Genomic DNA, 25775 nt, shown 5'->3' on the forward strand with positions numbered 1-25775 from the left:
GGTTCACGGATCACGGATTCACGGACTCGCGTCCTGCGTCATCAGTTCGGCCACAACGCCGCGCATCCAGCGATGCGAGGGCACCTCGTCCCATCTGGCATGCCAGACCATGTTGTAGTGGGATTTCGGCAGTTTGAAGCCCAGCTCCAATACGTGCAGCCGATGAAACCGGGCGATATAGGTTGCGAGCTTGCGCGGCATCGTCACCGCGAGGTCGGTCTGCAACAGTATGAGCGGCACATGGCTCATGCTGGAGACATAGAGGTCGAAGCGGCGATGGCGGCCGTGGGTGCGTAGCCAGGCGTCGACTTCGTTGTCCTTGCCGAACATGTCGGTGGTTGTGACGAAGCGCAGTTCGCAGAACCGGGCCGGCGTGAGCTTCGCGCGTGCGGCGGGATGGCCGTGCCGCACCAGGCACACGCGGTCGTCGTCGAACAGCCCCAGGCTCTGGAAACGGGAACCGATATCTTCGAATCGGCCCAGGGCAATATCGATGGAGTGATCCTCCAATTGCTTTTCCGGAAGCGCGACGCCTTGCATGTTGACGAAGGCGAATCGCACGTTCGGCGCGTGCTTGTCGCAATAGCTGCGCAGGCGCGGGGCCAGCATCCATTCGATCGTGTGGCGCGCCGCGATGCGAAAGGTCCGCGCCGATTGTTGCGGGTCGAAGCTGCCGCCCGTTTCCATGATGCCGCCGATGGCGGCCAGCGCTTCGCGCACCGTCGGGCGGATCTCCAAGGCGCGCGGGGTAGGGACGAGCTGCCGCCGGACCAGGACGAACAGCGGATCGGCGAAAACGCGCCGAAGCTCCGCCAGCTTGCGGCTGATGCCGGGCTGGGTCGTATGCAGCCGCGCGGCCGTCTCGGTGGCGCTGCGGGTTTCCATCAATAGCTCGAAAACGGTCAGCAGGTTCAGGTTGACCTTGCGCAGGGCGTCCAGTTCCACAGGCGTCGGCGATCCATATCAAAATCGGCATTATAGATTTCATATAAATAATTTGATGTTATGTCCGGGCAAACTTAGGATGGCTTCGCTGCGAGGCACGGTTGCGCTTCGCAAAGCGATGGAGAAAGCACATGAGCGCAAGACCGGTGAAGCCGTTTCCCCTTTACGAAGTCAGCGGGGCGCCCGCGAACCGGGGGCGGGCGTACGGGGAGCAGGCGCGGGAACGCATCGCGCGTTCGATTGCCCACTACAGCGAGCAGGCGGCACGCTGGCGGCTGGCACGCACGGAGATCGACCGGATCATCCACAGCTATATCCCGGCGGTGAAGAAGTTCGACGAGAACTACCTGACCGAGATGCAGGGGATCGCCGAGGGCGCCGGCGTACGTCTGGAGGACATCTTCCTGCTGAATGCGCGGACCGAGGTCATGAAGCTCGCCTTCAAGCCCGAATTGCGGGCCCGGCTGCTGGGCGAATCGAACGACGGCTGCACCTCGGTGAAGGTGACGCGCCAGGCGACGGCCGACGGGCAGCTGATACATGCCCAGAACTGGGATTGGAAGGAAGAGTGTGCCGAGACGGGCGTGGTCTTGCGCATTCTGCGCGACGACGGTCCGGACATCCTGACGTTCACCGAGGCGGGCATGCTCGCCCGCTCGGGTTTCAATTCCGCGGGCATTTCGATCACCGGGAACAACTTGGAATCGGATCGCGATTACCGCCAGATCGGCGTGCCGCTGCCCTTGATCAGGCGCAAGGCGCTGGAGAGCCCGTATCTGGCTCTGGCACTGCATGCGGTATATGCCACGCCGAAGACCGGCTCGAACAATATGGCCGTCTGCCATCGTGAAGGCGTGGCGATCAACTTCGAATGCGCGCCCGATGAAAGCTTCCTGTTGCATCCCGAGAACGGACTGCTCGTGCATTCGAATCACTGGCTCAGTCCGATCGCGCTGGCCAAATTGAAGGACACCGGCATCGCGTTTTCCCCCTGCACGCTGTACCGCGAGCAGCGCGTGCGCGAGCTGCTGACCCCGCATGTCGGCCGGATCACGGCGGACACGGTCAAGCAGGCGCTGCTGGACGACTTCCAGACGCCGTGGTCGGTCTGCCGCCCGCCGCGTCAGGACTTCGGGCGCGACACGCGCAGCGCCACGGTGTCCACGGTCGTGATGCAGCCCGCGCGCGGCCTCATGGAAGTGGCCAGCCTGCCGGCGCTGGACCCCACCTTCACCACCTACGAATTGCCTGTGCGCGGACGCTGAGGGGCGCCGGCAAAGAGCGGCCAAGCCAGCGGCCGGCATCGCGCCGAGCATATGTTCGACAACATCACAAGGGAAAAAGTCATGAAGACGGTATCCAGACAGTATCCGGGCGCCCGCCGCGCATTCATCAAGACCCTGGCTGGCGCCGCGGCATCGCTCGCCATGGGCGCGGCCGCGCTGGCGCCCGCCGCGGCGAGTGCGGAATCGGGCGAAGTCTATCCCGCTCGGCCCATCCGGCTGATCGTGCCGTTCGCGGCGGGCGGCGGCACCGATATCCAGGCCCGCATCATCGCGCAGGAATTGGGCAAGGTGCTGGGCCAGACGGTGGTCGTGGAAAACAAACCGGGCGCTGGCGGCAGCATCGGCGCCAGCTTCGTCGCCCAGTCCAAGCCGGACGGCTATACGCTTCTGGTCGGCTCGACCGGCACGCATGCCGCCAATCAGTTCCTGTACTCGAAGCTGCCCTACGACCCGGTCAAGGATTTCACGCCCATCACGCTGCTCGCTACCTTCGACAACGTCGTGGTAGTCCCGGAGTCCTCCAAAGTGAAGACGCTTGCGGAGCTGATCGACACCGCGAAGAAGAATCCAGGCAAGCTGGATTACGGCGTGACCACGGTGGGCAGTTCATCGCATCTGGCAGTGGAGAAATTCAAGCGCGACGCCGGCATCGATGCGTCGCCGGTGCCGTACAACGGAGCAGGGCAGGCCACGACCGACCTGCTTGCCGGACGCCTGGACTTCATGCTGGACCTGGTCGGCACGCAGATAGGCAATATCAAGGCGGGGAAGGTCCGGCCCATCGCGACCACGGCGCTGCAACGCAATGCCGTGCTGCCCGATGTGCCCACCATCGCCGAATCCGGCTATCCGGGCTTCAGCGCCGTGGGCTGGGTCGCCTTGCTCGGACCGGCGGGCATGCCGCAGCAAGCCGTCGACACGCTGTACAAGGCCATCGAAAAGGTCTACGCGATGCCGGACTTCCAGGCCACCATGCGTGCGCGATCCTTCGATATCGCGGCCATGCCGCCCAAGGAGTTTGCCGAGTTCCTGGCGAACGAACGGCAGAAGTGGGGCGCCGTGGTGCGTGAATCGCATATCAAGCTGGACTGAACCGGGGCGAGAGATGAGACAAGAAATTCTGTTTCCCGAGGACATGCGCTGCGTCGTACTCATCGGCATCGACTTCGACGGTCCCAGCCATGAAGTCGGGCGCGGCATCGCGCCGTTGGGCAAGCATTCCTGGGGCAATTATTCCGCGCGTTGCGGCGTGCCGCGGCACATGGACATGCTGGCCCGCCACGGCGTCCCGGCCACTTTCTTCATTCCCGGCTACGATGCGCAGCACTATCCGAAGACGGTGGAAGAAATCCGGCGCCGCGGCTTCGAGGTCGCGGCTCACGGTTATCTGCACGAGGCCTGGGAGCTCGGAGCGGCGGAAGAAGAAACGCTGTTGCGCAAGACCGACGCGATCCTGCGCGAGATCATGGGCGAGCCGGTCCGGGGATGGCGCTCGCCCTCCGGCCGCAAAAGCGACCGGACCATGGCCGTTCTGAAGTCGCTGGGCTACATCTACGACTCCAGCGACAAGGACTACGACCGGCCGTATCGCCTGCGCTTCGGCAAGGGGCCGGACGACGTCATCGTGGAGCTGCCCAATAACACCTACAGCCTGGACGACTTCCCGTTCTACAAGTTCAGCTATACGCCGCCATCGGAAGTGCTGGAGCAATGGAAGGCCGAGTTCGATGCCATCTACGGCGCGGACCGGTTTTTCGTGATGTCCTTGCATCCCCGTTCGGGCTGGGGTTCCGGCACGCCTTCGCGCACCAAGGCCCTGTCCGACCTGATCGCCTACATGAAAGGGCACGACGGGGTGCGGTTCATGGAGTACCGGGCCTTCGCGCAATGGTGCCTGGACAACCGCAACAACATGGAAGAGGTTTCCTTTCTATGAGCACGTACACCTGGCCTGACGGCGCACGCGCGGTGGTTCTGCTGACCGTGAACTTCGACGCCGAATCCTTCGATCTGAAAGAGGTGCCGCCCGAGCGCATGTTCGGCCGCTACTCCTATGGCCGCTACGGAATCCGCGCGGGCTTTCCCCGCCTGGTCGCCTTGCTGAAAAAGCACGCCGTGCCCGCCACCTTCTTCGTCCCCGGCACGGACGCCCGGCGCAATCCGGGCCTGATCCGCGAATTGGCCGGGGAGGGCCATGAAATCGCCGCGCGCGGCGTGGGCCTGGAAGACTTCGGCGCGCTCGGCGACCAGGAAGTCGAGGTGCTGAAGGCTTCGCGCGACATCCTGGCCGACGTCGTCGGCATCGCGCCCGAAGGTTTCCGGGCGCCGGCCGGGCAGTTGTCGTCCAGAACGCTGGAGCGGCTGGCCGAGACGGGATACACGTACGACGCCACGTTCCAGGATGCCGATTTCCCTTATGTTTTCGGCTTGTCCGGCGGCAGAAAGCTGGTGGAGCTGCCTTCCAGCTTCGCGCTTGATGACGCGCCGATCTACTCTGCGCGGCATACGCATGCGCGCCTGCTTTCGATCTGGCGCGATGAAGTGGCCGCGATGCATGACGAAGGCACGCTGATTCCGATCACGGTGAACCTGCGCGGCGACTTCGGCTCCACGCGCGCCGCGCGCATCGCGGTCCTGGATACGCTGTTGACCGAGCTCAGGCAAATGGCCGGCGTGCGGTTCATGACCGGCCGGCAGCTGGCGGCGCATACGCTGGCGCAGAACCCGTCGCCGGAACCCGATCCCTATCTTGCGCATGCCGAGACACTCGCCAACACGGTGTATCGCGGCGATCTGGCGATCCGGCCGCTGTAGCCGTACGGCCGATACCTCCTTGCTGTCGCACGTGCCCGCGGCATGCACGGCCGCGGGCATGGGCTTTGCTCAACCTTCCGCGCAGCCGGCCATATGGCGCCGGCACCAGACAAGGAGAATAGCGATGCGCGGAATTCTGCTTTGGCTCTTGGGCATTCCCCTTCCCATCATCATCCTGCTCTGGCTGTTTCATGTGATCTGACGATCGCAAGTCCTGGGGACCCGGCTCCCACAGGGCGCCGGGTCCCGGCAGACGGCCCATGCGCAAGGCCACGGCCCTGCACCTGTCCGGCAAGGGGGGTACTGTCCATTCCAGTGTTGCCCATGCCGGTGCCGGCCATTCCGGTACGGTATATCGGCTGGCAAGCGCCGCGGCGGGGCGTATAGTACGCAGCGACTCAATTCCGCCACGACCCATGGACTCAAGCAGCGCTGCCGCGTCGGCCACCGACACCGATAGGTTCGAACAAGGGTCGGCGCATTGGCGCCGCAATCTCGCGGTGTGCGTCTTCGGCTCGTTCACCACCATCGTGGCCATGACGCTGCTGCTGCCGTTTCTGCCGCTGTACGTGGAGCAGCTTGGCGTCACGGATCATGCCGCCATCGTGCAATGGTCCGGCGTGGCGTTCGGCGCGACGTTTTTCACCGCGGCATTGACCGCGCCGCTGTGGGGGCGCCTGGCGGACCGCTACGGCCGCAAGCTGATGCTGATTCGCGCGAGCCTGGGCATGGCCATCGCCATGTCGCTGATCGGCATGGCGACCAGCGTGTGGCAACTGGTCGGATTGCGGCTGCTTGCGGGCCTGCTGGGCGGATATGCGTCGGGTTCCATGGTGCTGGTCGCCACGCAGACGCCGAAAAGCCGCACCGGATGGGCGCTTGGCGTCATGTCTTCCGGCATCATGGCCGGCAATCTGGCCGGGCCGCTCATCGGCGGCGCCCTGCCGCCGCTGATCGGCATCCGCGTCACGTTCCTGGCCTGTGGCGCCTTGATCTTCATCGCTTTCCTCGTCACGGTGTTCCTGATCAAGGAAGAACGCCGTCCCCGCCCGTCCAAATCGGCCGACAAGCCGAAAACCGGCTGGGCGGCCGTGCCGGACAAAGGGCCGCTGATCGCGATGTTGGTCACGGGCGCGCTGCTGATGCTGGCCAATATGTCGATCGAACCCATCATCACCGTCTATGTGGCGCAGTTCGCCGAGCCGGGGAATGTCACGATGGTGTCCGGTCTGGTCATGTCGGCCACGGCCTTGGGCAGCATCCTGTCCGCCTCGCGTCTGGGCAAGCTCGCCGACCGGGTGGGCCACTGGAACGTCATCATCGGCTGCCTCGCGGCCTGCGCCGTCTTGCTCATTCCGCAGGCCTTCGTCACCCAAAGCTGGCAGCTGGTCGCGCTGCGTTTCCTGATGGGGCTGTCCCTGGGCGGATTGTTGCCCTGCATCGCCAGTGTCATCCGCCACAACGTGCCCGAGCGCGTGGCGGGCGGGATGCTGGGCTATTCGACTTCCGCGCAGTATGTGGGGCAGGTCCTCGGGCCGCTGGCAGGCGGCTTCGCCGGCGGGCATTTCGGCATGCGCTCGGTGTTCCTGGGCACCTGTGTGCTGATGGCCCTTGGCGCCCTGTACAACCGTGTGGTGTACAGCCGCCGCGGCAAGCGCCCCGCCCGCTGAACGCGAGAACGCGCGCCGTTTTCAGTTCAAGGGTTTCAGCTCTCCGAGTACCGTCGGAATCAGTTCGGATACTGTCGGGTGGATGTGGACGGCGCGGCGCAGCGTCTGGAAGGGCGCTTTGCTCGCCATCACATCGAGGATGCCGTGGATCGCCTCGTCGCCGCCGGTGCCCAGGATGGCCGCGCCCAGGATCGCCTGCGTCTGCGCATCGACGACGACTTTCATGAAGCCCTGCGTTTCACCTTTTTCGACCGCCCGCCCCACGCGCGACATGGGGCGGACGCCGACCAGCGCCGGGCGGCCCGCCGCGCGCACGGCGGCCTCGGTCATGCCGACGCGTCCCAGCGGGGGGTCGATATACAGGGCGTAGCAGGGCAGGCGGTCGGTGACGCGCCGCGTCTCGCCATCGAGCAGGTTCGCCGCCACAATCTCGAAGTCGTTGTAGGAAGTATGGGTAAAGGCGCCACGCCCGTTGCAATCGCCCAGTGCCCAGATGCCCGGCACGCTAGTGCGCAACGTGTCGTCCACCTTGATATAGCCGCGCTCGTCGGTTTCCACACCCGCGGCGTCCAGCCCAAGGTCGTCGGTGTTGGGACGGCGCCCAACTGCTATCAGCACGTGCGAACCGACGATGGGTCCGGGATCCCGGTCGCAGGAGACGTGCACCGACGCCCCTTCGGCATGCGGCGCGAGGCGGATGCACTCCGCGTTCAGGACCACCCGGATCCCTTCGTCTTCGAAGATGCGCAGGATGGCTTCGGAGATGTCCGGATCTTCGCGGGAGATCAGCCGCGGCCCTTTTTCCACCACGGTGACATGGGCGCCGAAGCGGCGGTACATCTGCGCGAACTCCAGCCCGATATAGCTGCCGCCGATCACCACCAGATGCCGGGGGACTTCTTCCAGATCCAGCAAGGAGGTATTCGTGAGCAAGGGCACGTCCATTACGCCGGGCATGTCCGGAATGTGCGCACGCCCGCCCACGTTCAGGAATATCCGGTCGGCGGACAGGCGGTGACCATCGACATCGATTTCGTTCGGCGCGGCGAAACGGGCATGGCCTTCCAGCACATGGCATCCGGGCATGCCGCGCAGCCATTTTTCGACATTGGCGCGGGCGCGCAGCACGACCTCGTCCTTGCGCGCCTTCAACCGGCGGGCATCGATGCCGACGCTGCCTTGCAAGGCGACGCCGAAGTCCGCGGACCGGCGCGCCAGGTGCGCCGCATAGGCGCTGGCCACCAGGGTCTTGGTCGGCATGCAGCCCGTATTGACGCAGGTGCCGCCGAAGCGCTTGCGCTCGATGACGGCGACGCGCAACCCGGCCTGCGTCAGCCGTTCCGCCAACGGAGGGCCGGCCTGGCCCGCGCCGACCACGATGGCGTCGAAGTGCGTGGCGTCGTGCGAAGGCCGGGAGTCGTCGATTGAGCCGGTGATCATTGAGCACCTCCTTAAGCGGCCGCGCGTGCGCGACGGGCGCGCGACCGGATCGATTAGCGGGTGACTTCACTGTAAACGGTCGGGCAGCGTTGGCGAAGCGTTGAATTGCGTACGAAAACGCGCGAGTGTATTCAAGCAAAACAATAATGAATTATTGTTTTACGATAAGTAGATCGTTAAGATTGCATGCAGGATCGCAGGCGCCCGAGGTGCACGAGCGCCGCCAGCCTGTTGTCCGCTCATCGATGTTTCAGTTGGAGGTTTCCCATGCTTACTCCGAAGGCGACGCCGGCCATCCCCTCCAAGGCTGCCGACAAGCTTGCCGTACTCAGCCACCGCATGGCTGGGATCACGTTCACCTTCATGGTCGCGATGCTGGCCCTCAATGCCGCTGCCTGGTTCCAATACACCGCGTCGGTGCAGAACTCCGGCTGGAATTTCGGCTTATCGGTACGCCTATTGGATACCCTGAAAGTCACCGCCCGTGAACTGACTTGGTGGCAACTGCTTGGCGCCGTTCTGATTTCTAGCGTGCCGCTGCTCGCGCTGATCAACGGGCTGCGGCACCTTCGCGCCTTGTTTCGCGAGTATGCGATGGGAGCGTATTTTTCAAGTCAGGCCGCAGTTCATCTTGGCAAAACAGGCTGCGCGGTCGCCTGGTGGGTGTTGCTGGAGACCCTGTGCGAGCCCATTTTGAGCGTGTGGCTTACCCTGTTGCGCGGCACGGGGCAGCGCATCGTGTCGCTTTCCTTTGACAATTCCGACATCGTGGCGCTTTTTATTTCGGCCAGCATCGCTGTTATCGCGCGAATTCTCGGCCGCGCCGCGGAGCTCTATGAAGAAAACCGCCAGTTCGTGTGATCCCCATGCCCATCATCGTCAAGCTCGACGTCATGCTCAGCATGCGCAAAATGAAGTCGAAGGATCTTGCCGCCGCGGTCGGCATCACGGAACAAAACCTGTCTCTGCTGAAATCGGGCAAGGTCAAGGGCGTCCGATTCGACACGCTGGAAGCGATTTGCCGGGAGCTGGGTTGCCAGCCGGGGGATCTGTTGGGATACCAGCCGAAATAGCGCCGGGCGTCGCCGCCGATTCCGACGGCCTACAAGCCGTAGCAGAAGGGGCGAGGGCGAATAGGCGGTAAACGAAAGGCGCACAAAATGAAAGGCCGCACAAAAAGGCCCCGAATCGGGACCGGTTCAGCCGTCGCAGTCGGCCCAGCAGTTCGGGGTTTCATATAGCCGCACCCGGGCCAGCCGCAGGTCGCGGCCGTAGTGGCGCAGATACTGCGGCTGCAGAATCTCGAAGGCGATGCGCGCCAGGTTCTCCACGGTGGGGATGCGGTCGATCACCACGGTTTTGTGGCCGGGCAGGCTTTCCAGGAAGCCGCGCACGGCGGTGTCGCCGGCGTAGACGAGGAAAGCATGGTCCCAGGCATCGACCACGTGCGCTTTGGCGATGGCCTTGATGTCGGAAAAGTCCATCACCATGCCATTGTCGGAAGCGCCGGGGGCGTCGACGACATCGCCTGCCAGCGTGATTTCAAGTACGTAGCGATGCCCGTGCAGATTGCGGCACTGGCTGCGATGGTCGGGAATGCGGTGACCGGCGTCGAACTCGAGCCGGCGCGTGACGGAGATCATGCCCGGTTCTCCGCCAGGGTAAGGCTAGTCATGGAATGCCTATGTATTTGTGGGTTTGCAGGCTGAGCCGCCATTGCGGATGCTGCATGCAATAGTTCACTGCTTCGCGCGTGTTGGCCAGCCGAGCCGGGCCGTCCATGGGTTGCAGGAAGAAGTGATCGAACTTCAGATCGGCAAAGGCCTCGGGCCGCGCGTCGGCCTGCGGGTAGACCAGCTTCAGCTCGTTCCCGGCGCGCAGGACGACCGGCGCCTTGCCTTTCGGGCTGACGCAAATCCAATCAATGCCCTCGGGCGGCTCCAGCGTGCCGTTGGTTTCGATGGCGATCTGGAAGCCGCGTGCATGCACGGCGTCGATGAGCGCCCGGTCCAGCTGCAGCAGCGGTTCGCCACCGGTGAAGACGACGTAGCGGCCTTCGGTTTCCGGTCCCCATTCGGCCACCAACGCATCGGCCAGGGATTCGGCGCTGGCAAACTTGCCGCCGCCCGGGCCGTCGGTGCCGACGAAATCGGTATCGCAGAAAGTACAGGCAGCGGTGGCGCGGTCGCTTTCGCGGCCCGACCACAGGTTGCAGCCGGCCAACCGGCAGAACACCGCGGCGCGCCCCGCCTGCGCCCCTTCACCCTGCAGGGTCTTGAAGATTTCCTTCGCGGCGTAGGTCATGAAAACAGCGGGTATCCAAAACGCCATATTTTACCAAGCGGAAAGGAACCCATCCCCCACAACCCGTAGGGCTACCCCCCGCGCCGCGCCGCGACTCCCCAGCGCGCCCCTTGAGGGGGAAGCGCGCCAGCGCTTCGCGGGGTGGCCCCGCAAGGCCCCCCGATCCCCAGACACGCCCCGTCCCCAAGAAAGCTCGCAGCGCTCAACCCCCACAACGCCCCAAAAAAACCACATCCGACCGGGGCGCCGCGGATCCGGCTTCGCCGGTCCGCAAGGCGCGCCCCCTTGAGGGGGAAGCGCGCCAGCGCTTCGGGGGTGGTCCTCCTCACCCCGCAAAGAAAGCGAACCGGATCACGAACAGCGCCGCCACCAGCCACGTCGCCGCATGGATTTCCCGCACCTTGCCCGTCAGCGTCTTCAACACGACATAGCTGATGAAGCCGAAGGCCAGGCCGTTGGCGACCGAGTAGGTGAATGGCATGACCAGGGCGGTGAGGGCGGCGGGCGTCGCTTCGGCCACGTCGTTCCAGTCAACCTCGATGAGCTCGCGCATCATCAGGCCGGCGACGTAGAGCAGGGCGGGCGCGGTGGCGTAGGCGGGCACCGAGCCCGCCAGCGGCGAGATGAAAAGCGCTGCCAGGAAGAGCAGACCCACGATCACGGCCGTCAATCCGGTGCGGCCGCCAGCCTGCACGCCCGAAGCGCTCTCGACATAGGCGGTGGTGCTGCTGGTCCCCAGCGCCGAACCGGCCACAATGGCCGCGCTGTCGGCAAACAGCGCCCGACCGAGGCGGTTCGGCTTGTTCTCCGGAATCAGGCCGGCGCGTTTGGCCACGCCGATCAGCGTACCCGTGGCATCGAAGACCTCCACCAGCACGAAAACCAGGATCACGTGGAAAAATCCGCTATGCAGCGCCCCGGCGATATCGAGCTGCAGGAACGTGGGCGCCAGGCTGGGCGGCGTCGAGACCAGTCCATGAAAGCCGTTGTAGCCGAGCACCATGGACAGCGCGGTCACCACCAGGATGCCGATCAGGATGGCGCCGCGAACGCGCAGCGCATCCAGCGCCGCGATGATGAAGAAACCCAGCACGGCGAACAGCGGCCCGTGCGTGCGCAGGTCGCCCAGGCTCACCTTGGTGGCGGGATTGGCCACCACGATGCCGGCGTTCGACAGCGCGATGATCGCCAGGAACAAGCCAATGCCCGCCGCAATCGCGCTGCGCAGCGATTGCGGGATGCCGCGGATCAGCCAGCTGCGGACACCGGTGACGGTCAGGATCAGGAAGATCACGCCGGAGATGAAAACGGCGCCCAGCGCCTGCTCCCAGGTGTATCCCATGGCTTTGACCACCGTGAACGCGAAGAAGGCGTTCAGCCCCATGCCGGGCGCCATGCCGATGGGCCAGTTGGCCAGCAGGCCCATCACCAGAGAACCCAAGGCCGCGGCCAGGCAGGTGGCGACGAAGACCGCGTCGCGGTCCATGCCGGTCGTCGACAGAATGTCCGGGTTCACAAAAATGATGTAGGACATCGTCAGGAAAGTGGTGAGCCCGGCGACGACTTCGGTGCGCGCCGTCGTTCCGTGTTCCGTCAATCGAAAAAATCGTTCCAGCATTCGCTTCTCCAGGGCGTTGCCCATCGTCCCGCGGGCGTTATCGGCCAAGGCGCGAAAATAGCATGTCCCGTGCATGTAAACTCGCCGCCATGATCATTCTCGGCTTTGAAAGTTCCTGCGACGAAACCGGCGTGGCCGTGGTCTGTACCGAGCGCGGCCTGCTGGCGCACGCGCTCCACAGCCAGATCGCCATGCATGAGGAGTACGGCGGCGTCGTGCCGGAGCTGGCTTCGCGCGACCACGTGCGCCGCGTGGTGCCGTTGACGCGCCAGGTCCTGGCCGATGCCGGCCTGTCCGTCTCGGATGTCGACGCGGTGGCCTATACCGCAGGCCCGGGCCTGGCCGGCGCGTTGCTGGTGGGCGCCAGCGTGGCGCAGGCCTTCGCCTGGGCCCGCGATCTCCCGGCAATCGCCATTCACCATCTGGAAGGGCACCTGCTGTCGCCGATGCTGGCCGATCCCCGGCCGGAATTCCCCTTCGTCGCCTTGCTCGTATCGGGCGGTCACACCCAGCTGATGCGGGTCGATGGGGTGGGGCGCTACACCTTGCTTGGCGAAACGCTGGACGACGCGGCCGGGGAGGCCTTCGACAAATCGGCCAAGCTGATGGGCCTGGGCTATCCGGGCGGACCGGCGCTGTCCCGCCTGGCGGAAAAGGGCGACGCCACGCGCTTCGACCTGCCTCGGCCCATCCTGCACAGCGGCGACCTCGATTTCAGTTTCAGCGGCCTGAAGACGGCCGTGCTGACCCGGATGAAAGCAATGGAAAGCGGCGGCGGGGCGGCGGGTCCCAACGCCCTGGCCGACCTGGCGGCGGCCACGCAGGCCGCCATCGTCGATGTGCTGGCCGCCAAGGCGACCCGCGCGCTGAAGGAAACCGGCTTGCGGCGATTGGTGGTGGCGGGCGGGGTCGGCGCCAACAAGGCCTTGCGCGAGCGCCTGGCCGCGACGCTGCCGCGCATGAAGGCAACCGCGTTCTTTCCGCCGCTGTCGCTGTGCACCGATAACGGCGCCATGATCGCCTTTGCGGCGGCCGAGCGCGTCAAGGCAGGCTTGGCGGTGCTGGACCGCGGCGATCACGCCTTCACCGTCCGTCCCCGGTGGGATCTGGCCGAAATCTAGCGCCGTGAACCCGCGGGCCTGCTTCAAAAAAGCTTCAGGCCTTTTTCTTTTCGCCGATGCGCGATTCCGTGCCCTTGAGCAGACGCGAGATATTCGCGCGGTGGCGCAGGATCAGCAGCACGCTGATCAGGGTAATGGCGGCAAGCAGGGGGATTTCCGTGTACCAGGCGATATTGCCGCCGAACAGGTAGTACAGCGGCGCGAATACGGCGGCAACCAGCGCCGCAAGCGAGGAATACCGGAAAAACACCGCGATGATGATCCACGTGGCAACCGTGGCAAGCGCCAGCCACGGCGACACGGCGAAAAGAATGCCGAGGGCGGTGGCGACGCCTTTGCCGCCGCGGAATTTCAAGAACACCGGGAAAAGATGCCCGAGGAAAACCGCGATGGCCGACAGCGCCATGACGTTCCAGGTCATGCCGACGGGACTGCTCAACGTCTTGACGAGCCATAGCGCGAACCAGCCCTTGGCCGCGTCGCCCAGCAGCGTCAGGGCGGCGGCGGCCTTGCTGCCTGAGCGCAACACATTGGTCGCCCCGGGATTTCCCGACCCATACGTGCGCGGATCCTGCAGCCCCATGACGCGGCTGACCACTACCGCGAACGGCACCGAGCCGATCAGATAGGACAGCACGACCAGCCCGATATTGAAGGCGACGGGGTGGGAAATCTGCAGCATCGAGGCCTTTCCACAAAATGAGTAGCCGCGGATTCTACCGTGACCGGTGCGCCCGTACAGTACAATTCGACGCACCCCGCGGCCGTAATTTTCTTTTCGACGCAGAATGCGGATTCTGGTTTCCAACGATGATGGTTATTCGGCGCCCGGGCTGCAAGCCCTGGTGGACGCCTTGCGTGGACTCGGCGAGCTCACCGTGGTCGCGCCGGAGGTCAACCACAGTGGCGCCTCCAACTCGTTGACGCTGAGCCGTCCGCTATCCGTGCGCGAGTCCGCCAACGGTTTCTACTACGTGAACGGAACGCCGTCCGACTGCGTGCACATCGCCTTGACGGGCGGCCTGGTCGAAGCGCGTCCGGATCTGGTGGTATCCGGCATCAACAACGGCGCCAACATGGGCGACGATACGCTGTATTCCGGCACCGTCGCCGCCGCCATCGAGGGCTATCTTTTCGGCATCCCGGCCATCGCGTTCTCGCTGCATGACAAAGGCTGGGCGCACCTTGATGCCGCGGCCGCCATGGCGCGCCGCGTCGTCGAACACCAGATCGCGCATCCCCTGCCGGCGCCGGTGCTGTTGAACGTGAATTTCCCCAACCGGCCGCTGCACGCGATGCAAGGCATGCGCGTGACGCGCCTGGGCAAGCGACATCCTTCCGAGCCGGTCGTTCGCACGACGACGCCGTATGGCGACACGGTCTATTGGATCGGGCCGGCGGGACTGGCGGCCGACGCCGGGCCGGATACGGACTTTCACGCCGTGGCTGAAGGCGCGGTATCGATTACGCCGTTGCGATTGGATCTGACGCACCAGGGCCGGCTGGCCGAGGTGCGGTCATGGGCGGAGCCTCTATGCGCAAACGGGTAGGTCCGGAGCCCACGCCCTGGGCCGCGCCCGCCGGGACGCGGGGCAGCGCACCGTATCGAACGGGGAGCCTCGCGCCGGCGTTCACGCCCGCCAACAGCAATACCCGCGTCTCGCCGCCCGGCCTGCCGCGCGTGGCGCCGCCGCCGCCGGCGCCCGACAGCTCGGCCAATCTCGGGCTGAATTCCGAGCGCCTGCGCCGCGCGATGGTGCAGCGGCTGCGCGCCCAGGGCATTACCGACGAACGGGTGCTTGCGGCCATGGAAGCGGTGCCGCGCCACATCTTCGTGGACCAGGCCCTGGCGAGCCGCGCCTACGAAGATGCCGCCTTGCCGATCGGACATTCGCAAACCATTTCGCAGCCATGGGTGGTGGCGCGCATGATCGCCGCCGTCTGCGAAGACCGTGAGCCCACGCGGGTCATGGAGGTGGGCGCCGGATGCGGTTATCAGGCCGCCGTGCTGGCCCAGTTCGTTCGCGACGTCCATGCCATCGAACGCATACGCGGCCTGTACGAACTGGCCCGCGGGCACCTGCGCCAGCTGCGTCTCACCACGCGTGTGCGCCTGACCCATGGCGACGGCATGCTGGGCCTGCCGAACACCGCGCCGTTCGATGCTATTGTTGTGGCCGCCGCCGGCCTGACGATTCCGCAAGCCTTGCTGTCGCAACTGGCGCCCGGCGGCCGCCTGATCGCGCCCGAGGGCGGTTCGAACCAGCGCCTGGTGCTGATCGAACGCACCGGCGCGTCAAGCTGGAAACGGGTGGAACTCGAAGCCGTTCGTTTTGTCCCGCTAAGGGCCGGCATACAATCTTGAGCAACCAGGAGAATCACATGCTCGACGGGCAGTTGTCGCTGACCGGAACCGTATCCCCTGGCGCGCACGCCGCGCGCTCGGCCCACCTGCTGATTGGCGTGGGTCTTATCTGTCTCTTCCTGGCTGGCTGCGCGTCGCGCACGACGCGTGCGCCGGTGGTCGACATGACGGCCACGCCGGCGCCCGCGCCGGCTGCAGCGGGTGGAACCTATGTGGTCAAGCCCGGCGATACCTTGTACGGCATCGCCCGCGCCAACGGCGTCGACGTGGAAAGCCTGAAACGCTGGAACAACATCGTCGACTCCAACCATCTGGCCGTGGGCCAGGTGTTGAAGCTGTCGGCGCCTTCCGGAGCGGCGTCGGCATCGGCGGGCGGCTCGAAGACGGCGCCTGCCACCCCGGTGCGGCCACCCGAACAGAAAACCGAACCCACGCCCTTGCCGCCGCCGCCTGGCGAAGAGCCTGCCTCGCCGGCCGCGGCCGCCAACAATCCGGCGCCGACCCCGCCGGCGCCGGCCGATACGCCGAAGCCCGCGCGCGCGGCCGACGCCGGCAGCGTCAACTGGGGCTGGCCCGCGCAAGGCCAGGTGATAACAACCTTCAGCACCTCCACCAAGGGTATCGATATCGCGGGCAATCCCGGCGATCCGGTGGTCGCGGCCGCCGACGGCAAGGTGATGTACAGCGGCAATGGCGTACGCGGCCTGGGCAACCTGATCATCATCAACCACACAAGCGGCTTCATCACGGCCTACGCGCACAATCGCACGCTGCTGGTGAAGACCGGACAGGAAGTGAAGAAGGGCGCGAAGATCGCGGAGGTCGGCCAGACCGATACGACATCGCCGCGCCTGCACTTCGAAATCCGGCGCCAGGGCACGCCGGTGGACCCGCTGACCTATCTGCCGGCGCGCTGACATGACGCCTACCCTGGTCTTCGACCTGGAGACCCTGCCCGACGTGGCCGGCCTGCGCCGTCTGAACGGGTGGGGGCCTGAAGTGCCCGATGCCGAGGTGGCCGAACGCGCCTTCGCCCAGCGTCGCGAGGCCACGGGCAGCGATTTCCTGCCCCTGCATCTGCATCGGGTCGCGGTGATCGGCTGCGTCTTCCGGGACGACCAGGGTTTCCGGGTGAAGACCCTGGGCAATCCGGACGACCCGGAGCCGGTCCTGCTGGCCGGCTTTTTCAAAACGATCGAGCGCTATACCCCGCGGCTGGTCAGCTGGAACGGTTCGGGGTTCGATCTGCCGGTGCTGCACTATCGCAGTCTGATCCATGCCGTGCCCGCGCCACGCTATTGGGACATGGGCGAGGACGACCGCGAATTCAAGTTCAACAATTACATCGGCCGCTATCACACCCGGCACATCGATCTGATGGACGTGCTGGCGAAGTACAACGGCCGCGCCAATGCGCCGCTGGACCAGCTCGCCAAGCTTTGCGGATTTCCCGGCAAGCTCGGCATGGATGGCGGCAAGGTCTGGGAAGCCTGGACCCAGGGCAAGGCCGACGAGGTTCGCGCGTATTGCGAGACCGACGTGGTCAACACCTGGCTGGTGTATTGCCGCTGGCGCTTCCTGCGCGGCGAGCTGGATGCGGCTTCCTACCAGGCGGAGATCGACCTGGTGCGCAATACGCTCGCGGTCAGTCCCGCGCCGCATTGGAAGGAATATCTGGAAGCCTGGGACAAAGGCTGAATGTCGGCAAAGGGCAGCCGGCCGCGCAATCGACTGAAATATTCCGCCCCGCGCACGAAACCAACGCGTAATCGGCCCGCCCCCACAATGGTCTCGCACTCACTCCACAGGAGACCTTTCATGACCCGATTCGCCATTCGTCCCATCGTTGCCAGCCTGGCCGTTACCCTTGCCGCCGGCGCGTTTGCCGGGACCGCCACGGCCGCGCCTGACGCTTCGCCTTCGGCCGCCGCGCAATCCGCCGCGGGTCCGGAGGGCCGCGGGCCGGCCGGCCACCGCTTCCACCACATGGCGGCCATGCGCGACGCGCTCTGGCTGCCCGGCGTGGGTCCCATCGGCAAGCAGGAAGTGGCCAAGCTGAAGCTGGACGCCAAGCAGCAGGCCTTGTTCGATGCCGCCCGCCAGGCGCAGCAGGACTTGCGTAAATCCCTGCGCGAACGCGGCATGGCCCGTCACAAGGCGCTGGACGCCCAGCTGCAGGCAGGCAAGCTCGATCCGCACGCGCTGGTCCAGGACGAAACACAAGGCCGGCAACAGGCCCAAGCCCAGGCCGAGCAGGTGCGCCAGAAATGGCTCGCGCTCTGGGATAGCCTGAACGACGGCCAGCGTCAGCAGATCACACAGTTCGTCAAGGAGCGCCAGGCGCGTATGGAGGCCCGCCGCAAGCAGGAGCGCGAAGGGCGCGACGGTGCCGGCCATCGCGAGCAGCCGGCCGCGCCGCCTTCCGCAAGCTGATGCCGCCCGCCCCGCCTGGGCGGGGCGCCTTTTGCGTCTTCTTTCCTGTGCCCCGCCGCGTGCGGGGTTTTTTCATGGCCGATCCCTTTTATGGGGCATTGCGGCCCGGCTTGCACGATGATGGTGCGCGCGTTGGCGCATGGATGGGGCTCCACGGTCGCGCGCGCCGTGCGGGCGCATCGGCAGCGCCCGTTTTGCGGGCGACGCGGCCGGCGCGGACGGCGGCATTCCGTCACGCGCCAAACATGGCACGGATTTCGCTTTATCGGGGATGAAGCCGGGAGGGATGCCATCGTTCGATGGAGGCGAAGGCCGGGCTTCGAAGCTGTAGGTCTTTCTGCTGCGCCATGGCGGGCCGCGTCGCCCGGCATGCCACATCGATGCCCCATTGAACCAGGACCTTGAACATGAAGAAGACGTTGCGCGCAGTCCCCTTCGTTGCCGTCGCGTGTTTCGCAGCGGCGGCTCATGGCGAACCCACCGACCTGGGCGCCGGTTTCTCGTTGAGCGGCAATGCCGCGATCACCAACGACTATCGCTTCCGCGGCTACTCGCAAACCGACTTCAGGCCCGCGGCGCAATTGGGCCTGGACCTGACGCATGCCTCCGGCTTTTATCTGGGCAACTGGAACTCCAACGTCTCGAGTACGCTTTATACGGACGGCAACCTGGAAATGGATTTCTACGGCGGCTGGCGCGGCGAGGTGTACAAGGGACTGGGCGTCGATGTCGGCGCCTTGCATTACTACTATCCGGGCTCCTCGTCGCCCAAGGGCGGCAACTACAACAACACCGACATCTACCTTGGCCTGTCCTACGCAAACTATGCGTTGAAGTACTCGTACACGCCGGGCGACTTCTTCAGCACGCCCAATTCCAAGGGCACGTGGTACCTGGATGCCTCCGCCACCTTCGACCTGGGCGATGGCTGGGGCGTCGTGGGCCACGTCGGATACCAGAAGCTGAAAAACCAGGTCGATACGGACGGGGACGATCTGGGCCACTACGTGGACTACAAGCTGGGCGTCACCAAGGACATCAAGGGCTGGGTCTTCGGACTTGCCGCCGTCGGCGCGTCCAAGGACAACTGGTACAACACCAAGTACGACCATCCGGCCGGCCGGCTGGGCCTGATCGCCTCGATCTCGCGCACGTTCTGACGTCCGCAACCGAATACCAAAAGCGGCTTGTCCGCGCTCCCAGGGGGAACCGTCCGCCACGAGGCGGACGGTTTTTTTTCGTCCAGCGCGTCCGTGGGCGGGTCCCGGGGCGCCGGGCCGTCCAGGCGAACAGGGCGGCGCGGCGGCGGCGCGCCGGAACTTCTACAATGGCGGGTTCTTCTGATGAGACTGCCGATGGCTGAAGTTCTGAATATCGAATCCCTGGACCTGGAAGCCAGGGGCATCGCCCGCCGGGAGGGCAAGGTGGTGTTCGTCGAGGGCGCGCTGCCCGGCGAACGGGTGGCTGCCGACACGGTGCGCCGCAAGCCTTCGTACGAAATCGCGCGTACCGTGCAGGTGCTGCGCCCCTCGTCGCAACGCGTCGCGCCGCGCTGCCCGCACTTCGGCGTCTGCGGCGGCTGCGCCATGCAGCACCTGGAGCCCTCTGCCCAGGTGGCGATCAAGCAGCGGTCGCTGGAAGACACCTTCTGGCACGTCGGCAAGCTGCGGCCCGGGCGCATCCTGCCGCCGTTGCACGGGCCGACCTGGGGCTACCGCTTCCGGGCCCGGCTGTCGGTGCGCGTCGTGCCCAAGAAGGGCGGCGTGCTGGTGGGCTTTCACGAGCGCAAGAGCAGTTATGTGGCGGACATGCGCGAATGCCATGTGCTGCCGCCGCACGTGGCGCGTCTGCTGTTGCCGCTGCGCGCCATGATCGCGTCGATGTCCGCCCCCGACCGCCTGCCGCAGATCGAGGTGGCCGTGGGCGATGCCGCCACCGTGCTGGTGCTGCGCCATCTGCTGCCGCTTACCCAGGAAGACATCGGTATCCTGCGCGCCTTCGCGGCCGGGCACGGCGTCCAGTGGTGGCTGCAGCCCAAGGGGCCGGACACCTGTCATCCGCTGGAACGCGAGCATGCCGACGCGCTGGCCTACACCCTGCCGGAGTTCGGTCTGCGCATGCCGTTCCGTCCGACCGACTTCACGCAGGTAAACCACGCGATCAACCGGACGCTGGTGTCGCGCGCGCTGACGCTGCTGGACGCCCAGCCGGATGAGCGCGTGGCCGATCTTTTCTGCGGCCTGGGCAACTTCACGCTGCCCCTGGCTACGCGTGCGCGCGAAGTCGTGGGCGTGGAAGGCAGCAAAGCCCTGACCGACCGCGCGCACGAGGCGGCCACGCGCAATGGTCTTGGGGCGCGCACGTCGTTTGCCACGTTGAACCTGTTCGAGGTGGATGTGTCCTGGCTGCGCGGCCTGGGCCATTTCGACCGGATGCTCATCGATCCCCCGCGCGAGGGGGCCCAGGCCGTGGCGCAGGCGCTGGCACAGCTGTCCGCGCAGGAGCGCCCGCGGCGCATCGTGTACGTGTCGTGCAATCCGGCCACCCTGGCCCGCGACGCGGCCATCATGGTGCACGAAGGCGGCTATGCGCTTTTGAGCGCCGGCGTCATCAACATGTTCCCGCACACGGGACACGTGGAATCGATTGCCGTATTCGAATCGCAGGACGCGGCTGCCATCGAAGCCGCGCAGCGCCAGGCCGCGGCGAAGCGGGCAGAGGGCATCGAAGCCGGAGAAGCGCTGGGAGCCGGCAAGGCTGAGCAAGCGGCCTGAGGGCTGTGCCGTGGGCCGGGCCGTGGGCCGTGCGGTGAAGGGGCGGGAGCCGGCAGGCTCCCGGGCCCGGGGCGCTCAGGCCCGGGCGGTCATGCGGCGGTCTGGGCCAGCACGCGTTGCGCTTCTTCGCGTACGCGCTGCGGCGCGGTGCCGCCGATGTGATTGCGTGCCGCGACGGAACCTTCCAGGGTAAGCACCTGATGGACGTCCTCACCGATGGACGCGTGATACGCCTTCAGTTCGTCCAGCGTCAGGTCGGCCAGGTCGCAGCCGCGCTGCTCGCAATCGCGCACCGCATGGGCCACCACTTCGTGGGCGTCGCGGAAAGGCACGCCGCGCTTGACCAGATAGTCGGCCAGATCTGTCGCCGTCGCGAAGCCCTGCAGGGCGGCGGCGCGCATGTTGTCGGCCTTGACCTTGATGCCGCCGATCATGTCGGCAAAGATGGTCAGCGTGTCGCGCAGCGTATCGGCGGTGTCGAACAGGCCTTCCTTGTCTTCCTGGTTGTCCTTGTTGTAGGCCAGCGGCTGGCCTTTCATCAGGGTGAGCAGCGCCACCAGGTGGCCGTTGACGCGGCCGGTCTTGCCGCGCGCCAGCTCGGGGACGTCCGGGTTTTTCTTCTGCGGCATGATCGAACTGCCCGTGCAGAACCGGTCCGCCAGATCGATGAAGCCGACGCGCGGGCTCATCCACAGCACCAGCTCTTCCGAGAGCCGGGAGATATGGGTCATGACCAGTGCGGCGGCGGCGCAGAACTCGATGGCGAAATCGCGGTCGGACACGGCGTCCAGCGAATTGCGGCAAACGCCCTCGAACCCGAGCGTGGCCGCGACGCGTTCACGGTCGATCGGATAGCTGGTGCCGGCCAGGGCGGCGGCGCCCAGGGGAAGCCGGTTGACCCGGCGGCGGCAATCCTGCAGCCGCTCGGCGTCGCGCCCGAACATTTCGGCGTACGCCAGCAGGTGGTGGCCGAAGGTAACCGGCTGCGCGACCTGCAGATGCGTGAAGCCCGGCATGATGGTGTCGGCGTGTTCCGCGGCCACCGTGGCCAGGGCATGGCGCAACTGGCGCAGCAGGTCCAGCGCGATGTCGATTTCCCCCCGCAGCCACAGGCGGATGTCGGTGGCGACCTGGTCGTTGCGCGAACGGCCGGTGTGCAGCCGCTTGCCCGCGTCGCCCACCAGTTCGACCAGCCGCTTTTCGATGTTCAGGTGAACGTCTTCCAGATCGAGCAGCCACTGGAAGGTGCCGGCGTCGATTTCCGACAGGATCTGCGCCATGCCGCGTTCGATGTCGGCCTTGTCCTGCGCGGAGATGATGCCTTGCGCGGCCAGCATGTCGGCATGGGCCAGCGAGCCCTGGATGTCGTGGCGGGCGAGCCGGCGATCGAAATCCACGGACGCGGTGTAGCGTTTGACGAGATCGGAAACCGGTTCCGAGAACCGGGCGGACCAGGCTTGCGCCTTGTTGGCGAACTGGTTTTGGGCGGGGGAGGAGGGCGTCGACATAGTCTGGGGATTATATAGAGCCGGCATTGCGCGTGGTGCGATAATCGCACCGCTGGCGAGATGACCGGGCCACGCCAGCGTGCCGCGCTGGTGAGATAATCGAACCACGCCGGCGTGTCCGGTTCCTCGCGCGATTTTCGGCCGGCCGTCTTCCGATGCCGGTGTTTCGACCTCCCAATACGGAACGTTTCCCATGAACGCACCCCGCGTCGCGATCGCACAGATCAATGCCCACGTCGGAGACCTGTGCGGCAATGCCGAACGCGTCCTGCAAGCCGCCCGCCAGGCGCACGAAATGGGCGCGGACATCCTGCTGACTCCCGAACTCGTCCTTACCGGTTATCCGCCGGAAGACCTGCTGCTGCGGCCCTCGTTCGTGAAGGAGCAGCAGGAGCAGTTGGACGAACTCCGGCGCGATCTGGCGCAGCTCAAGGGCCTGCACGTCATCGTGGGGCATGTGGACGGCGATGCGCGCGGCGCCAAAGCCTATGCGTTCGCAGACCGCAACGGCAGGCCCGCCCTCTACAACGCGGCGTCGGTGTTGTTCGAGGGCCGGGTGCTGGGCACCTATCGCAAACGCGAACTGCCCAACTATTCGGTGTTCGACGAGCAGCGGTATTTCACATCCCAGGCTCAGCCGCTGACCTTCGACGTCAAGGGGGTACGGTTCGGCGTGGCCATCTGCGAAGACATCTGGTTCGACCGGGTGCCTCGCGCCGCGCGCGAAGCAGGCAGCCAGGCGCTGCTGGTGCCCAATGCGTCGCCCTACAACACCGGCAAGCAGGCCGAGCGGCTGGAGGTCGCGGCCGAGTGCGCGCGGCTGAGCGGCGGGCCGGTCATCTACGCGAACATGGTGGGCGGGCAGGATGAACTGGTCTTCGACGGCGCCTCGTTCGCCGTAGACGCGCAGGGCCGGCCCTGCGCCCGCCTGCCGGAATTCACGTCCTGCGTGCAGGCCGTCGATGTGGCCGCCGATGGCCGGATCGCGCCGGTCGGCGCCCAGGCCGACGTCGCCCCCACCGAAACGGAAGAGCAGGTTTGGAAAGCGTTGGTGCTGGGCGTGCGCGATTATCTGGGCAAGAACCGGTTCCCGGGCGCCATCATCGGCCTGTCCGGCGGCATCGATTCCGCCGTCGTGTTGGCCATCGCCGTGGACGCCCTGGGCGCCGAAAACGTGCGCGCCGTGATGATGCCTTCCCGCTATACCGCCGACATCTCGCAGACGGACGCCGCCGAGATGGCGCGGCGGCTGGGCGTGCGCTACGACGTGATCGCGATCGGCCCGGTGGTGGACGCCTTCGAAGGCGCACTGGCGCCGCAGTTCGCCGGCATGGCCCCGGACGCCACGGAAGAGAATATCCAGGCGCGCGCGCGGGGCACGCTGCTCATGGCCTTGTCCAATAAAACCGGCCACCTGGTGCTGACCACCGGCAACAAATCCGAAATGACCACCGGCTATTGCACGCTTTACGGCGACATGGCGGGCGGGTTCGCGGTGATCAAGGACGTCCCGAAGACGCTGGTCTACCGCCTTGCCCAGTGGCGCAATCGCCAGCGCGAGATCATTCCTGAGCGCATCATCACGCGCCCGCCGTCGGCCGAGCTGCGGCCAGACCAGAAAGACCAGGACAGCCTGCCGCCGTACGAGATCCTGGACGGCATCATGGAACGCTACATGGAAGCCAACGCCTCGGCCGCGGATATCGTCGCGGCCGGGTTCCCGGAAGACGCGGTGGAGCAGGTGGTGCGGCTCATCCGCATCAACGAGTACAAGCGCCGGCAGGCGCCTCCGGGGCCGCGCATCACGCCGCGCGCGTTCGGCAGGGATTGGCGCTATCCTGTCACGAACGGATTCCGGGAAACGCCCTAGATTCGCAGAATCAATAGAACCAAGGACTGCAATTGAAACAAGTCACCGCCATCATCAAACCGTTCAAGCTCGACGAAGTTCGGGAAGCGCTGGCCGAAGTGGGCGTCAGCGGCCTGACCGTGACCGAGGTCAAGGGTTTCGGCCGCCAGAAGGGGCATACGGAGCTGTATCGCGGCGCGGAATACGTGGTGGACTTCCTGCCGAAGATCCGGGTCGAAGTAGTGCTGCCCGACGACCTGGTCGAAAACGCCATCGAGGCCATCGTGAAAGCGTCCCGCACGGGCAAGATCGGCGATGGCAAGATCTTCGTCACGCCGGTCGAGCAGGCCATCCGCATCCGGACCGGCGAATCCGGTAACGAGGCTTTGTAGGGCCGCTGCCATGAGCGATGTCATCCGGATCGGCGCCGAGCAGGCCGTGCGAGAGCTTGGCGGATGGAGCGTGGCCGCCGGCCGGGACGCCATCGCGAAGACGTTCCGCTTCGCGGATTTCAACGCGGCCTTCGGTTTCATGTCGCGCGTCGCGCTGATATCCGAAAAGATGAACCACCACCCCGAATGGTTCAACGTCTACAACCGTGTCGACGTCACGTTATCCACGCATGACGCAGGCGGCGTGACGGAAAAGGACGTGCGGCTGGCCCGCTTCATGGACGACATCGCGCGCGGCTAGGCGCGATCCGCTATGCGGTGACGCTCGCGTCGAACAACCTCGCGTAGCGCTGGAAGATCGATTCCGTCAGATGCTGTCGCGCGTGTTCGCGGCGCTCGATCATGCCGACGGCCCTGGCCACGGGGCCGATATCATGGGGCAGCGGCAGCACGCGCAGATCGGGCGCGGTTCGCCACTGCGCCGACATCAGGAGCGGCAGCAGGCTGACGCCCACTTCCTGCCGCACCAGTTCCACGACGGTTTCGATCGCGTTCAGCTCCAGGAAATCATGCACGTGGACGTTCAGCCGCCGCAGCACGCGGTCGATCTGCAGCCCTGTGCGTTGGGTGCGGTCGAAGCGCAGGAAGGGGTTGCGCTCCAGCACTTCGTGCACCGTGCCGCCCGGGGCGGCGCGAGGCGCCAGCACCACCAGCGGCTCCTCGTACAGTGGCGTCCAGCGCGTGCTCGCCATCCGGCGCCCCGATTCCACCACCAGCGCCGCGTCCAGGTCGCCGCTTTCGACCTTTTCCGCCAGCTCCCCCGATTTGCCGGTGAACAGCCGCACGTCCAGGCCATCGTGTTCCTGTTTCATGCGGGAAACGACCTTGGAAAGCGGTCCCATGCAGGAAACGATGGCGCCGAAGGCGACCGAGCCGGCCAGTTCGCCAGGGCCAGGCCGGCGCGGCAGCCGCATCCGGTCGTAAAGATCCAGCAGATGCTTGACCTCCGGCAGCAGCTCACGCCCGGCCGCGTTCAGGATGGCCAGCCGGCCGCTGCGGTCGAACAGTTCGCGGCCCAGTTCTTCTTCCAGGGCCCGCATCTGGAAACTGACGGCCGCCTGGGTCAGCGCGACCCGCTCGGCGGCCTCGGAGAAGGAGCCGTAGCGGGCGACGGCGAGGAACGTGCGGAGAAAGCGGATGGTGCTCATTGATGCGCTGGGAAAGCGATGCGGGACGCGCGGATGCCGGGGCGCGGC

At 66.0% G+C, this 25775-nt stretch carries 26 protein-coding genes; 18 read left to right on the forward strand and 8 right to left on the reverse strand.

Translation table 11 applies throughout. The features are described from left to right. Window positions 1–18: 18 nt before the first annotated feature. Complete coding sequence (locus CAL13_RS09690) at window positions 19–945, reverse strand: LysR family transcriptional regulator (RefSeq protein ID WP_086072235.1); 927 nt, start codon at window positions 943–945, stop codon at window positions 19–21. A gap of 131 nt (window positions 946–1076) precedes the next feature. Here CAL13_RS09690 and CAL13_RS09695 point away from each other — a divergent pair, with 131 nt between their 5' ends. The 5 genes from CAL13_RS09695 to CAL13_RS09715 all read left to right on the forward strand — a co-directional run bounded on the left by CAL13_RS09695 (window position 1077) and on the right by CAL13_RS09715 (window position 6715). Next, the gene (locus tag CAL13_RS09695) at window positions 1077–2210 is read left to right on the forward strand and encodes a C45 family autoproteolytic acyltransferase/hydolase (RefSeq protein WP_086072236.1); all 1134 of its coding nucleotides are present in this window, start codon (window positions 1077–1079) and stop codon (window positions 2208–2210) included. Between the two features lie 81 nt (window positions 2211–2291). Beyond that, a complete protein-coding gene (locus tag CAL13_RS09700; protein WP_157664837.1) occupies window positions 2292–3323 on the forward strand; it encodes a Bug family tripartite tricarboxylate transporter substrate binding protein in 1032 nt (343 codons plus the stop codon). Between the two features lie 13 nt (window positions 3324–3336). Then, the gene (locus tag CAL13_RS09705) at window positions 3337–4167 is read left to right on the forward strand and encodes a polysaccharide deacetylase family protein (RefSeq protein ID WP_086072238.1); all 831 of its coding nucleotides are present in this window, start codon (window positions 3337–3339) and stop codon (window positions 4165–4167) included. Next, complete coding sequence (locus tag CAL13_RS09710; RefSeq protein WP_157664838.1) at window positions 4164–5045, forward strand: polysaccharide deacetylase family protein; 882 nt, start codon at window positions 4164–4166, stop codon at window positions 5043–5045. Before CAL13_RS09705 ends, CAL13_RS09710 begins: the two co-directional genes overlap by 4 nt. Window positions 5046–5461: 416 nt before the next feature. Further along, window positions 5462–6715 carry an MFS transporter gene (locus tag CAL13_RS09715; RefSeq protein ID WP_086072240.1) on the forward strand — a complete coding sequence of 418 codons (1254 nt, stop codon included), beginning with the start codon at window positions 5462–5464 and terminating at the stop codon, window positions 6713–6715. A 21-nt stretch (window positions 6716–6736) separates the two neighbouring features. On the opposite strand, the gene CAL13_RS09720 is transcribed toward CAL13_RS09715, so the two are convergent. Next, window positions 6737–8155: an FAD-containing oxidoreductase gene (locus CAL13_RS09720; protein WP_086072241.1), complete on the reverse strand. Its 1419-nt coding sequence runs from the start codon at window positions 8153–8155 to the stop codon at window positions 6737–6739. A gap of 267 nt (window positions 8156–8422) precedes the next feature. Between CAL13_RS09720 and CAL13_RS09725 the strand changes: the two genes are divergently transcribed. Both CAL13_RS09725 and CAL13_RS09730 read left to right on the forward strand, forming a co-directional pair. Continuing rightward, complete coding sequence (locus CAL13_RS09725; RefSeq protein ID WP_232467802.1) at window positions 8423–9016, forward strand: DUF2975 domain-containing protein; 594 nt, start codon at window positions 8423–8425, stop codon at window positions 9014–9016. A gap of 5 nt (window positions 9017–9021) precedes the next feature. Continuing rightward, a complete protein-coding gene (locus tag CAL13_RS09730; protein WP_086072242.1) occupies window positions 9022–9228 on the forward strand; it encodes a helix-turn-helix domain-containing protein in 207 nt (68 codons plus the stop codon). Between the two features lie 126 nt (window positions 9229–9354). Here the strand turns inward: CAL13_RS09730 and queD are convergent, their stop codons facing one another. From queD to CAL13_RS09745, 3 genes are all read right to left on the reverse strand, one after another. Beyond that, window positions 9355–9798 carry a 6-carboxytetrahydropterin synthase QueD gene (gene queD / locus CAL13_RS09735; RefSeq protein WP_086057231.1) on the reverse strand — a complete coding sequence of 148 codons (444 nt, stop codon included), beginning with the start codon at window positions 9796–9798 and terminating at the stop codon, window positions 9355–9357. Between the two features lie 28 nt (window positions 9799–9826). Next, window positions 9827–10459, reverse strand: a complete 633-nt coding sequence (gene queE / locus CAL13_RS09740) for a 7-carboxy-7-deazaguanine synthase (RefSeq protein WP_086072243.1) — start codon at window positions 10457–10459, stop codon at window positions 9827–9829. Between the two features lie 325 nt (window positions 10460–10784). After that, window positions 10785–12077: an NCS2 family permease gene (locus CAL13_RS09745; protein WP_086059364.1), complete on the reverse strand. Its 1293-nt coding sequence runs from the start codon at window positions 12075–12077 to the stop codon at window positions 10785–10787. An 89-nt stretch (window positions 12078–12166) separates the two neighbouring features. On the opposite strand from CAL13_RS09745, the gene tsaD reads away from it, so the two are divergent. After that, the gene (gene tsaD / locus CAL13_RS09750) at window positions 12167–13198 is read left to right on the forward strand and encodes a tRNA (adenosine(37)-N6)-threonylcarbamoyltransferase complex transferase subunit TsaD (RefSeq protein ID WP_086072244.1); all 1032 of its coding nucleotides are present in this window, start codon (window positions 12167–12169) and stop codon (window positions 13196–13198) included. A 34-nt stretch (window positions 13199–13232) separates the two neighbouring features. On the opposite strand, the gene plsY is transcribed toward tsaD, so the two are convergent. Continuing rightward, the gene (plsY, locus tag CAL13_RS09755) at window positions 13233–13880 is read right to left on the reverse strand and encodes a glycerol-3-phosphate 1-O-acyltransferase PlsY (protein ID WP_086057234.1); all 648 of its coding nucleotides are present in this window, start codon (window positions 13878–13880) and stop codon (window positions 13233–13235) included. Window positions 13881–13986: 106 nt separating this feature from the next. On the opposite strand from plsY, the gene surE reads away from it, so the two are divergent. From surE to rlmD, 7 genes are all read left to right on the forward strand, one after another. Beyond that, window positions 13987–14748 (forward strand): 5'/3'-nucleotidase SurE, encoded by a 762-nt coding sequence (gene surE / locus CAL13_RS09760; RefSeq protein ID WP_086057235.1) that lies wholly within the window; start codon window positions 13987–13989, stop codon window positions 14746–14748. Further along, on the forward strand, window positions 14733–15563 hold the full coding sequence (locus CAL13_RS09765) for a protein-L-isoaspartate(D-aspartate) O-methyltransferase (RefSeq protein ID WP_198297946.1): 831 nt from the start codon (window positions 14733–14735) through the stop codon (window positions 15561–15563). The genes surE and CAL13_RS09765 overlap by 16 nt, the downstream gene beginning before the upstream one ends. A gap of 17 nt (window positions 15564–15580) precedes the next feature. Then, window positions 15581–16480, forward strand: coding sequence for a peptidoglycan DD-metalloendopeptidase family protein (locus CAL13_RS09770; protein ID WP_086072245.1), 900 nt, complete (start codon window positions 15581–15583; stop codon window positions 16478–16480). 1 nt (window position 16481) lies between these two features. Then, window positions 16482–17261 (forward strand): 3'-5' exonuclease, encoded by a 780-nt coding sequence (locus CAL13_RS09775; protein WP_086057236.1) that lies wholly within the window; start codon window positions 16482–16484, stop codon window positions 17259–17261. Window positions 17262–17381: 120 nt separating this feature from the next. Further along, complete coding sequence (locus CAL13_RS09780; RefSeq protein WP_086072246.1) at window positions 17382–17996, forward strand: hypothetical protein; 615 nt, start codon at window positions 17382–17384, stop codon at window positions 17994–17996. A 407-nt stretch (window positions 17997–18403) separates the two neighbouring features. Beyond that, window positions 18404–19156: a TorF family putative porin gene (locus tag CAL13_RS09785; protein ID WP_086057238.1), complete on the forward strand. Its 753-nt coding sequence runs from the start codon at window positions 18404–18406 to the stop codon at window positions 19154–19156. A gap of 195 nt (window positions 19157–19351) precedes the next feature. Beyond that, the gene (gene rlmD, locus CAL13_RS09790) at window positions 19352–20770 is read left to right on the forward strand and encodes a 23S rRNA (uracil(1939)-C(5))-methyltransferase RlmD (protein ID WP_086072247.1); all 1419 of its coding nucleotides are present in this window, start codon (window positions 19352–19354) and stop codon (window positions 20768–20770) included. Window positions 20771–20859: 89 nt separating this feature from the next. Here the strand turns inward: rlmD and argH are convergent, their stop codons facing one another. Next, window positions 20860–22278: an argininosuccinate lyase gene (gene argH, locus CAL13_RS09795; RefSeq protein WP_086057240.1), complete on the reverse strand. Its 1419-nt coding sequence runs from the start codon at window positions 22276–22278 to the stop codon at window positions 20860–20862. Between the two features lie 193 nt (window positions 22279–22471). On the opposite strand from argH, the gene CAL13_RS09800 reads away from it, so the two are divergent. Genes CAL13_RS09800 through CAL13_RS09810 form a run of 3 tightly spaced genes read left to right on the forward strand, consistent with a single transcriptional unit; the run spans window position 22472 to window position 24820 of the window. Then, window positions 22472–24148, forward strand: a complete 1677-nt coding sequence (locus CAL13_RS09800) for an NAD+ synthase (protein WP_086072248.1) — start codon at window positions 22472–22474, stop codon at window positions 24146–24148. Window positions 24149–24180: 32 nt separating this feature from the next. Continuing rightward, window positions 24181–24519 (forward strand): P-II family nitrogen regulator, encoded by a 339-nt coding sequence (locus CAL13_RS09805; protein WP_086057242.1) that lies wholly within the window; start codon window positions 24181–24183, stop codon window positions 24517–24519. 10 nt (window positions 24520–24529) lie between these two features. Then, window positions 24530–24820 carry a 4a-hydroxytetrahydrobiopterin dehydratase gene (locus tag CAL13_RS09810; RefSeq protein ID WP_198297947.1) on the forward strand — a complete coding sequence of 97 codons (291 nt, stop codon included), beginning with the start codon at window positions 24530–24532 and terminating at the stop codon, window positions 24818–24820. A 10-nt stretch (window positions 24821–24830) separates the two neighbouring features. On the opposite strand, the gene CAL13_RS09815 is transcribed toward CAL13_RS09810, so the two are convergent. Beyond that, a complete protein-coding gene (locus tag CAL13_RS09815; protein WP_086072249.1) occupies window positions 24831–25727 on the reverse strand; it encodes a LysR family transcriptional regulator in 897 nt (298 codons plus the stop codon). Window positions 25728–25775: the final 48 nt, after the last annotated feature.

This window comes from Bordetella genomosp. 9, from assembly GCF_002119725.1.
Classification (GTDB): Bacteria; Pseudomonadota; Gammaproteobacteria; order Burkholderiales; family Burkholderiaceae_B; genus Bordetella_C.

Bases quoted from the DNA above. Each gene is read 5' to 3' on its own strand.
- CAL13_RS09695 (WP_086072236.1), top strand. From the start codon at position 1,077: ATGAGCGCAAGACCGGTGAAGCCGTTTCCCCTTTACGAAGTCAGCGGG.
- CAL13_RS09700 (WP_157664837.1), top strand. From the start codon at position 2,292: ATGAAGACGGTATCCAGACAGTATCCGGGCGCCCGCCGCGCATTCATC.
- CAL13_RS09705 (WP_086072238.1), top strand. From the start codon at position 3,337: ATGAGACAAGAAATTCTGTTTCCCGAGGACATGCGCTGCGTCGTACTC.
- CAL13_RS09710 (WP_157664838.1), top strand. From the start codon at position 4,164: ATGAGCACGTACACCTGGCCTGACGGCGCACGCGCGGTGGTTCTGCTG.
- CAL13_RS09715 (WP_086072240.1), top strand. From the start codon at position 5,462: ATGGACTCAAGCAGCGCTGCCGCGTCGGCCACCGACACCGATAGGTTC.
- CAL13_RS09720 (WP_086072241.1), bottom strand. From the start codon at position 8,155: ATGATCACCGGCTCAATCGACGACTCCCGGCCTTCGCACGACGCCACG.
- CAL13_RS09725 (WP_232467802.1), top strand. From the start codon at position 8,423: ATGCTTACTCCGAAGGCGACGCCGGCCATCCCCTCCAAGGCTGCCGAC.
- CAL13_RS09730 (WP_086072242.1), top strand. From the start codon at position 9,022: ATGCCCATCATCGTCAAGCTCGACGTCATGCTCAGCATGCGCAAAATG.
- queD (WP_086057231.1), bottom strand. From the start codon at position 9,798: ATGATCTCCGTCACGCGCCGGCTCGAGTTCGACGCCGGTCACCGCATT.
- queE (WP_086072243.1), bottom strand. From the start codon at position 10,459: ATGACCTACGCCGCGAAGGAAATCTTCAAGACCCTGCAGGGTGAAGGG.
- CAL13_RS09745 (WP_086059364.1), bottom strand. From the start codon at position 12,077: ATGCTGGAACGATTTTTTCGATTGACGGAACACGGAACGACGGCGCGC.
- tsaD (WP_086072244.1), top strand. From the start codon at position 12,167: ATGATCATTCTCGGCTTTGAAAGTTCCTGCGACGAAACCGGCGTGGCC.
- plsY (WP_086057234.1), bottom strand. From the start codon at position 13,880: ATGCTGCAGATTTCCCACCCCGTCGCCTTCAATATCGGGCTGGTCGTG.
- surE (WP_086057235.1), top strand. From the start codon at position 13,987: ATGCGGATTCTGGTTTCCAACGATGATGGTTATTCGGCGCCCGGGCTG.
- CAL13_RS09765 (WP_198297946.1), top strand. From the start codon at position 14,733: ATGCGCAAACGGGTAGGTCCGGAGCCCACGCCCTGGGCCGCGCCCGCC.
- CAL13_RS09770 (WP_086072245.1), top strand. From the start codon at position 15,581: ATGCTCGACGGGCAGTTGTCGCTGACCGGAACCGTATCCCCTGGCGCG.
- CAL13_RS09775 (WP_086057236.1), top strand. From the start codon at position 16,482: ATGACGCCTACCCTGGTCTTCGACCTGGAGACCCTGCCCGACGTGGCC.
- CAL13_RS09780 (WP_086072246.1), top strand. From the start codon at position 17,382: ATGACCCGATTCGCCATTCGTCCCATCGTTGCCAGCCTGGCCGTTACC.
- CAL13_RS09785 (WP_086057238.1), top strand. From the start codon at position 18,404: ATGAAGAAGACGTTGCGCGCAGTCCCCTTCGTTGCCGTCGCGTGTTTC.
- rlmD (WP_086072247.1), top strand. From the start codon at position 19,352: ATGGCTGAAGTTCTGAATATCGAATCCCTGGACCTGGAAGCCAGGGGC.
- argH (WP_086057240.1), bottom strand. From the start codon at position 22,278: ATGTCGACGCCCTCCTCCCCCGCCCAAAACCAGTTCGCCAACAAGGCG.
- CAL13_RS09800 (WP_086072248.1), top strand. From the start codon at position 22,472: ATGAACGCACCCCGCGTCGCGATCGCACAGATCAATGCCCACGTCGGA.
- CAL13_RS09810 (WP_198297947.1), top strand. From the start codon at position 24,530: ATGAGCGATGTCATCCGGATCGGCGCCGAGCAGGCCGTGCGAGAGCTT.
- CAL13_RS09815 (WP_086072249.1), bottom strand. From the start codon at position 25,727: ATGAGCACCATCCGCTTTCTCCGCACGTTCCTCGCCGTCGCCCGCTAC.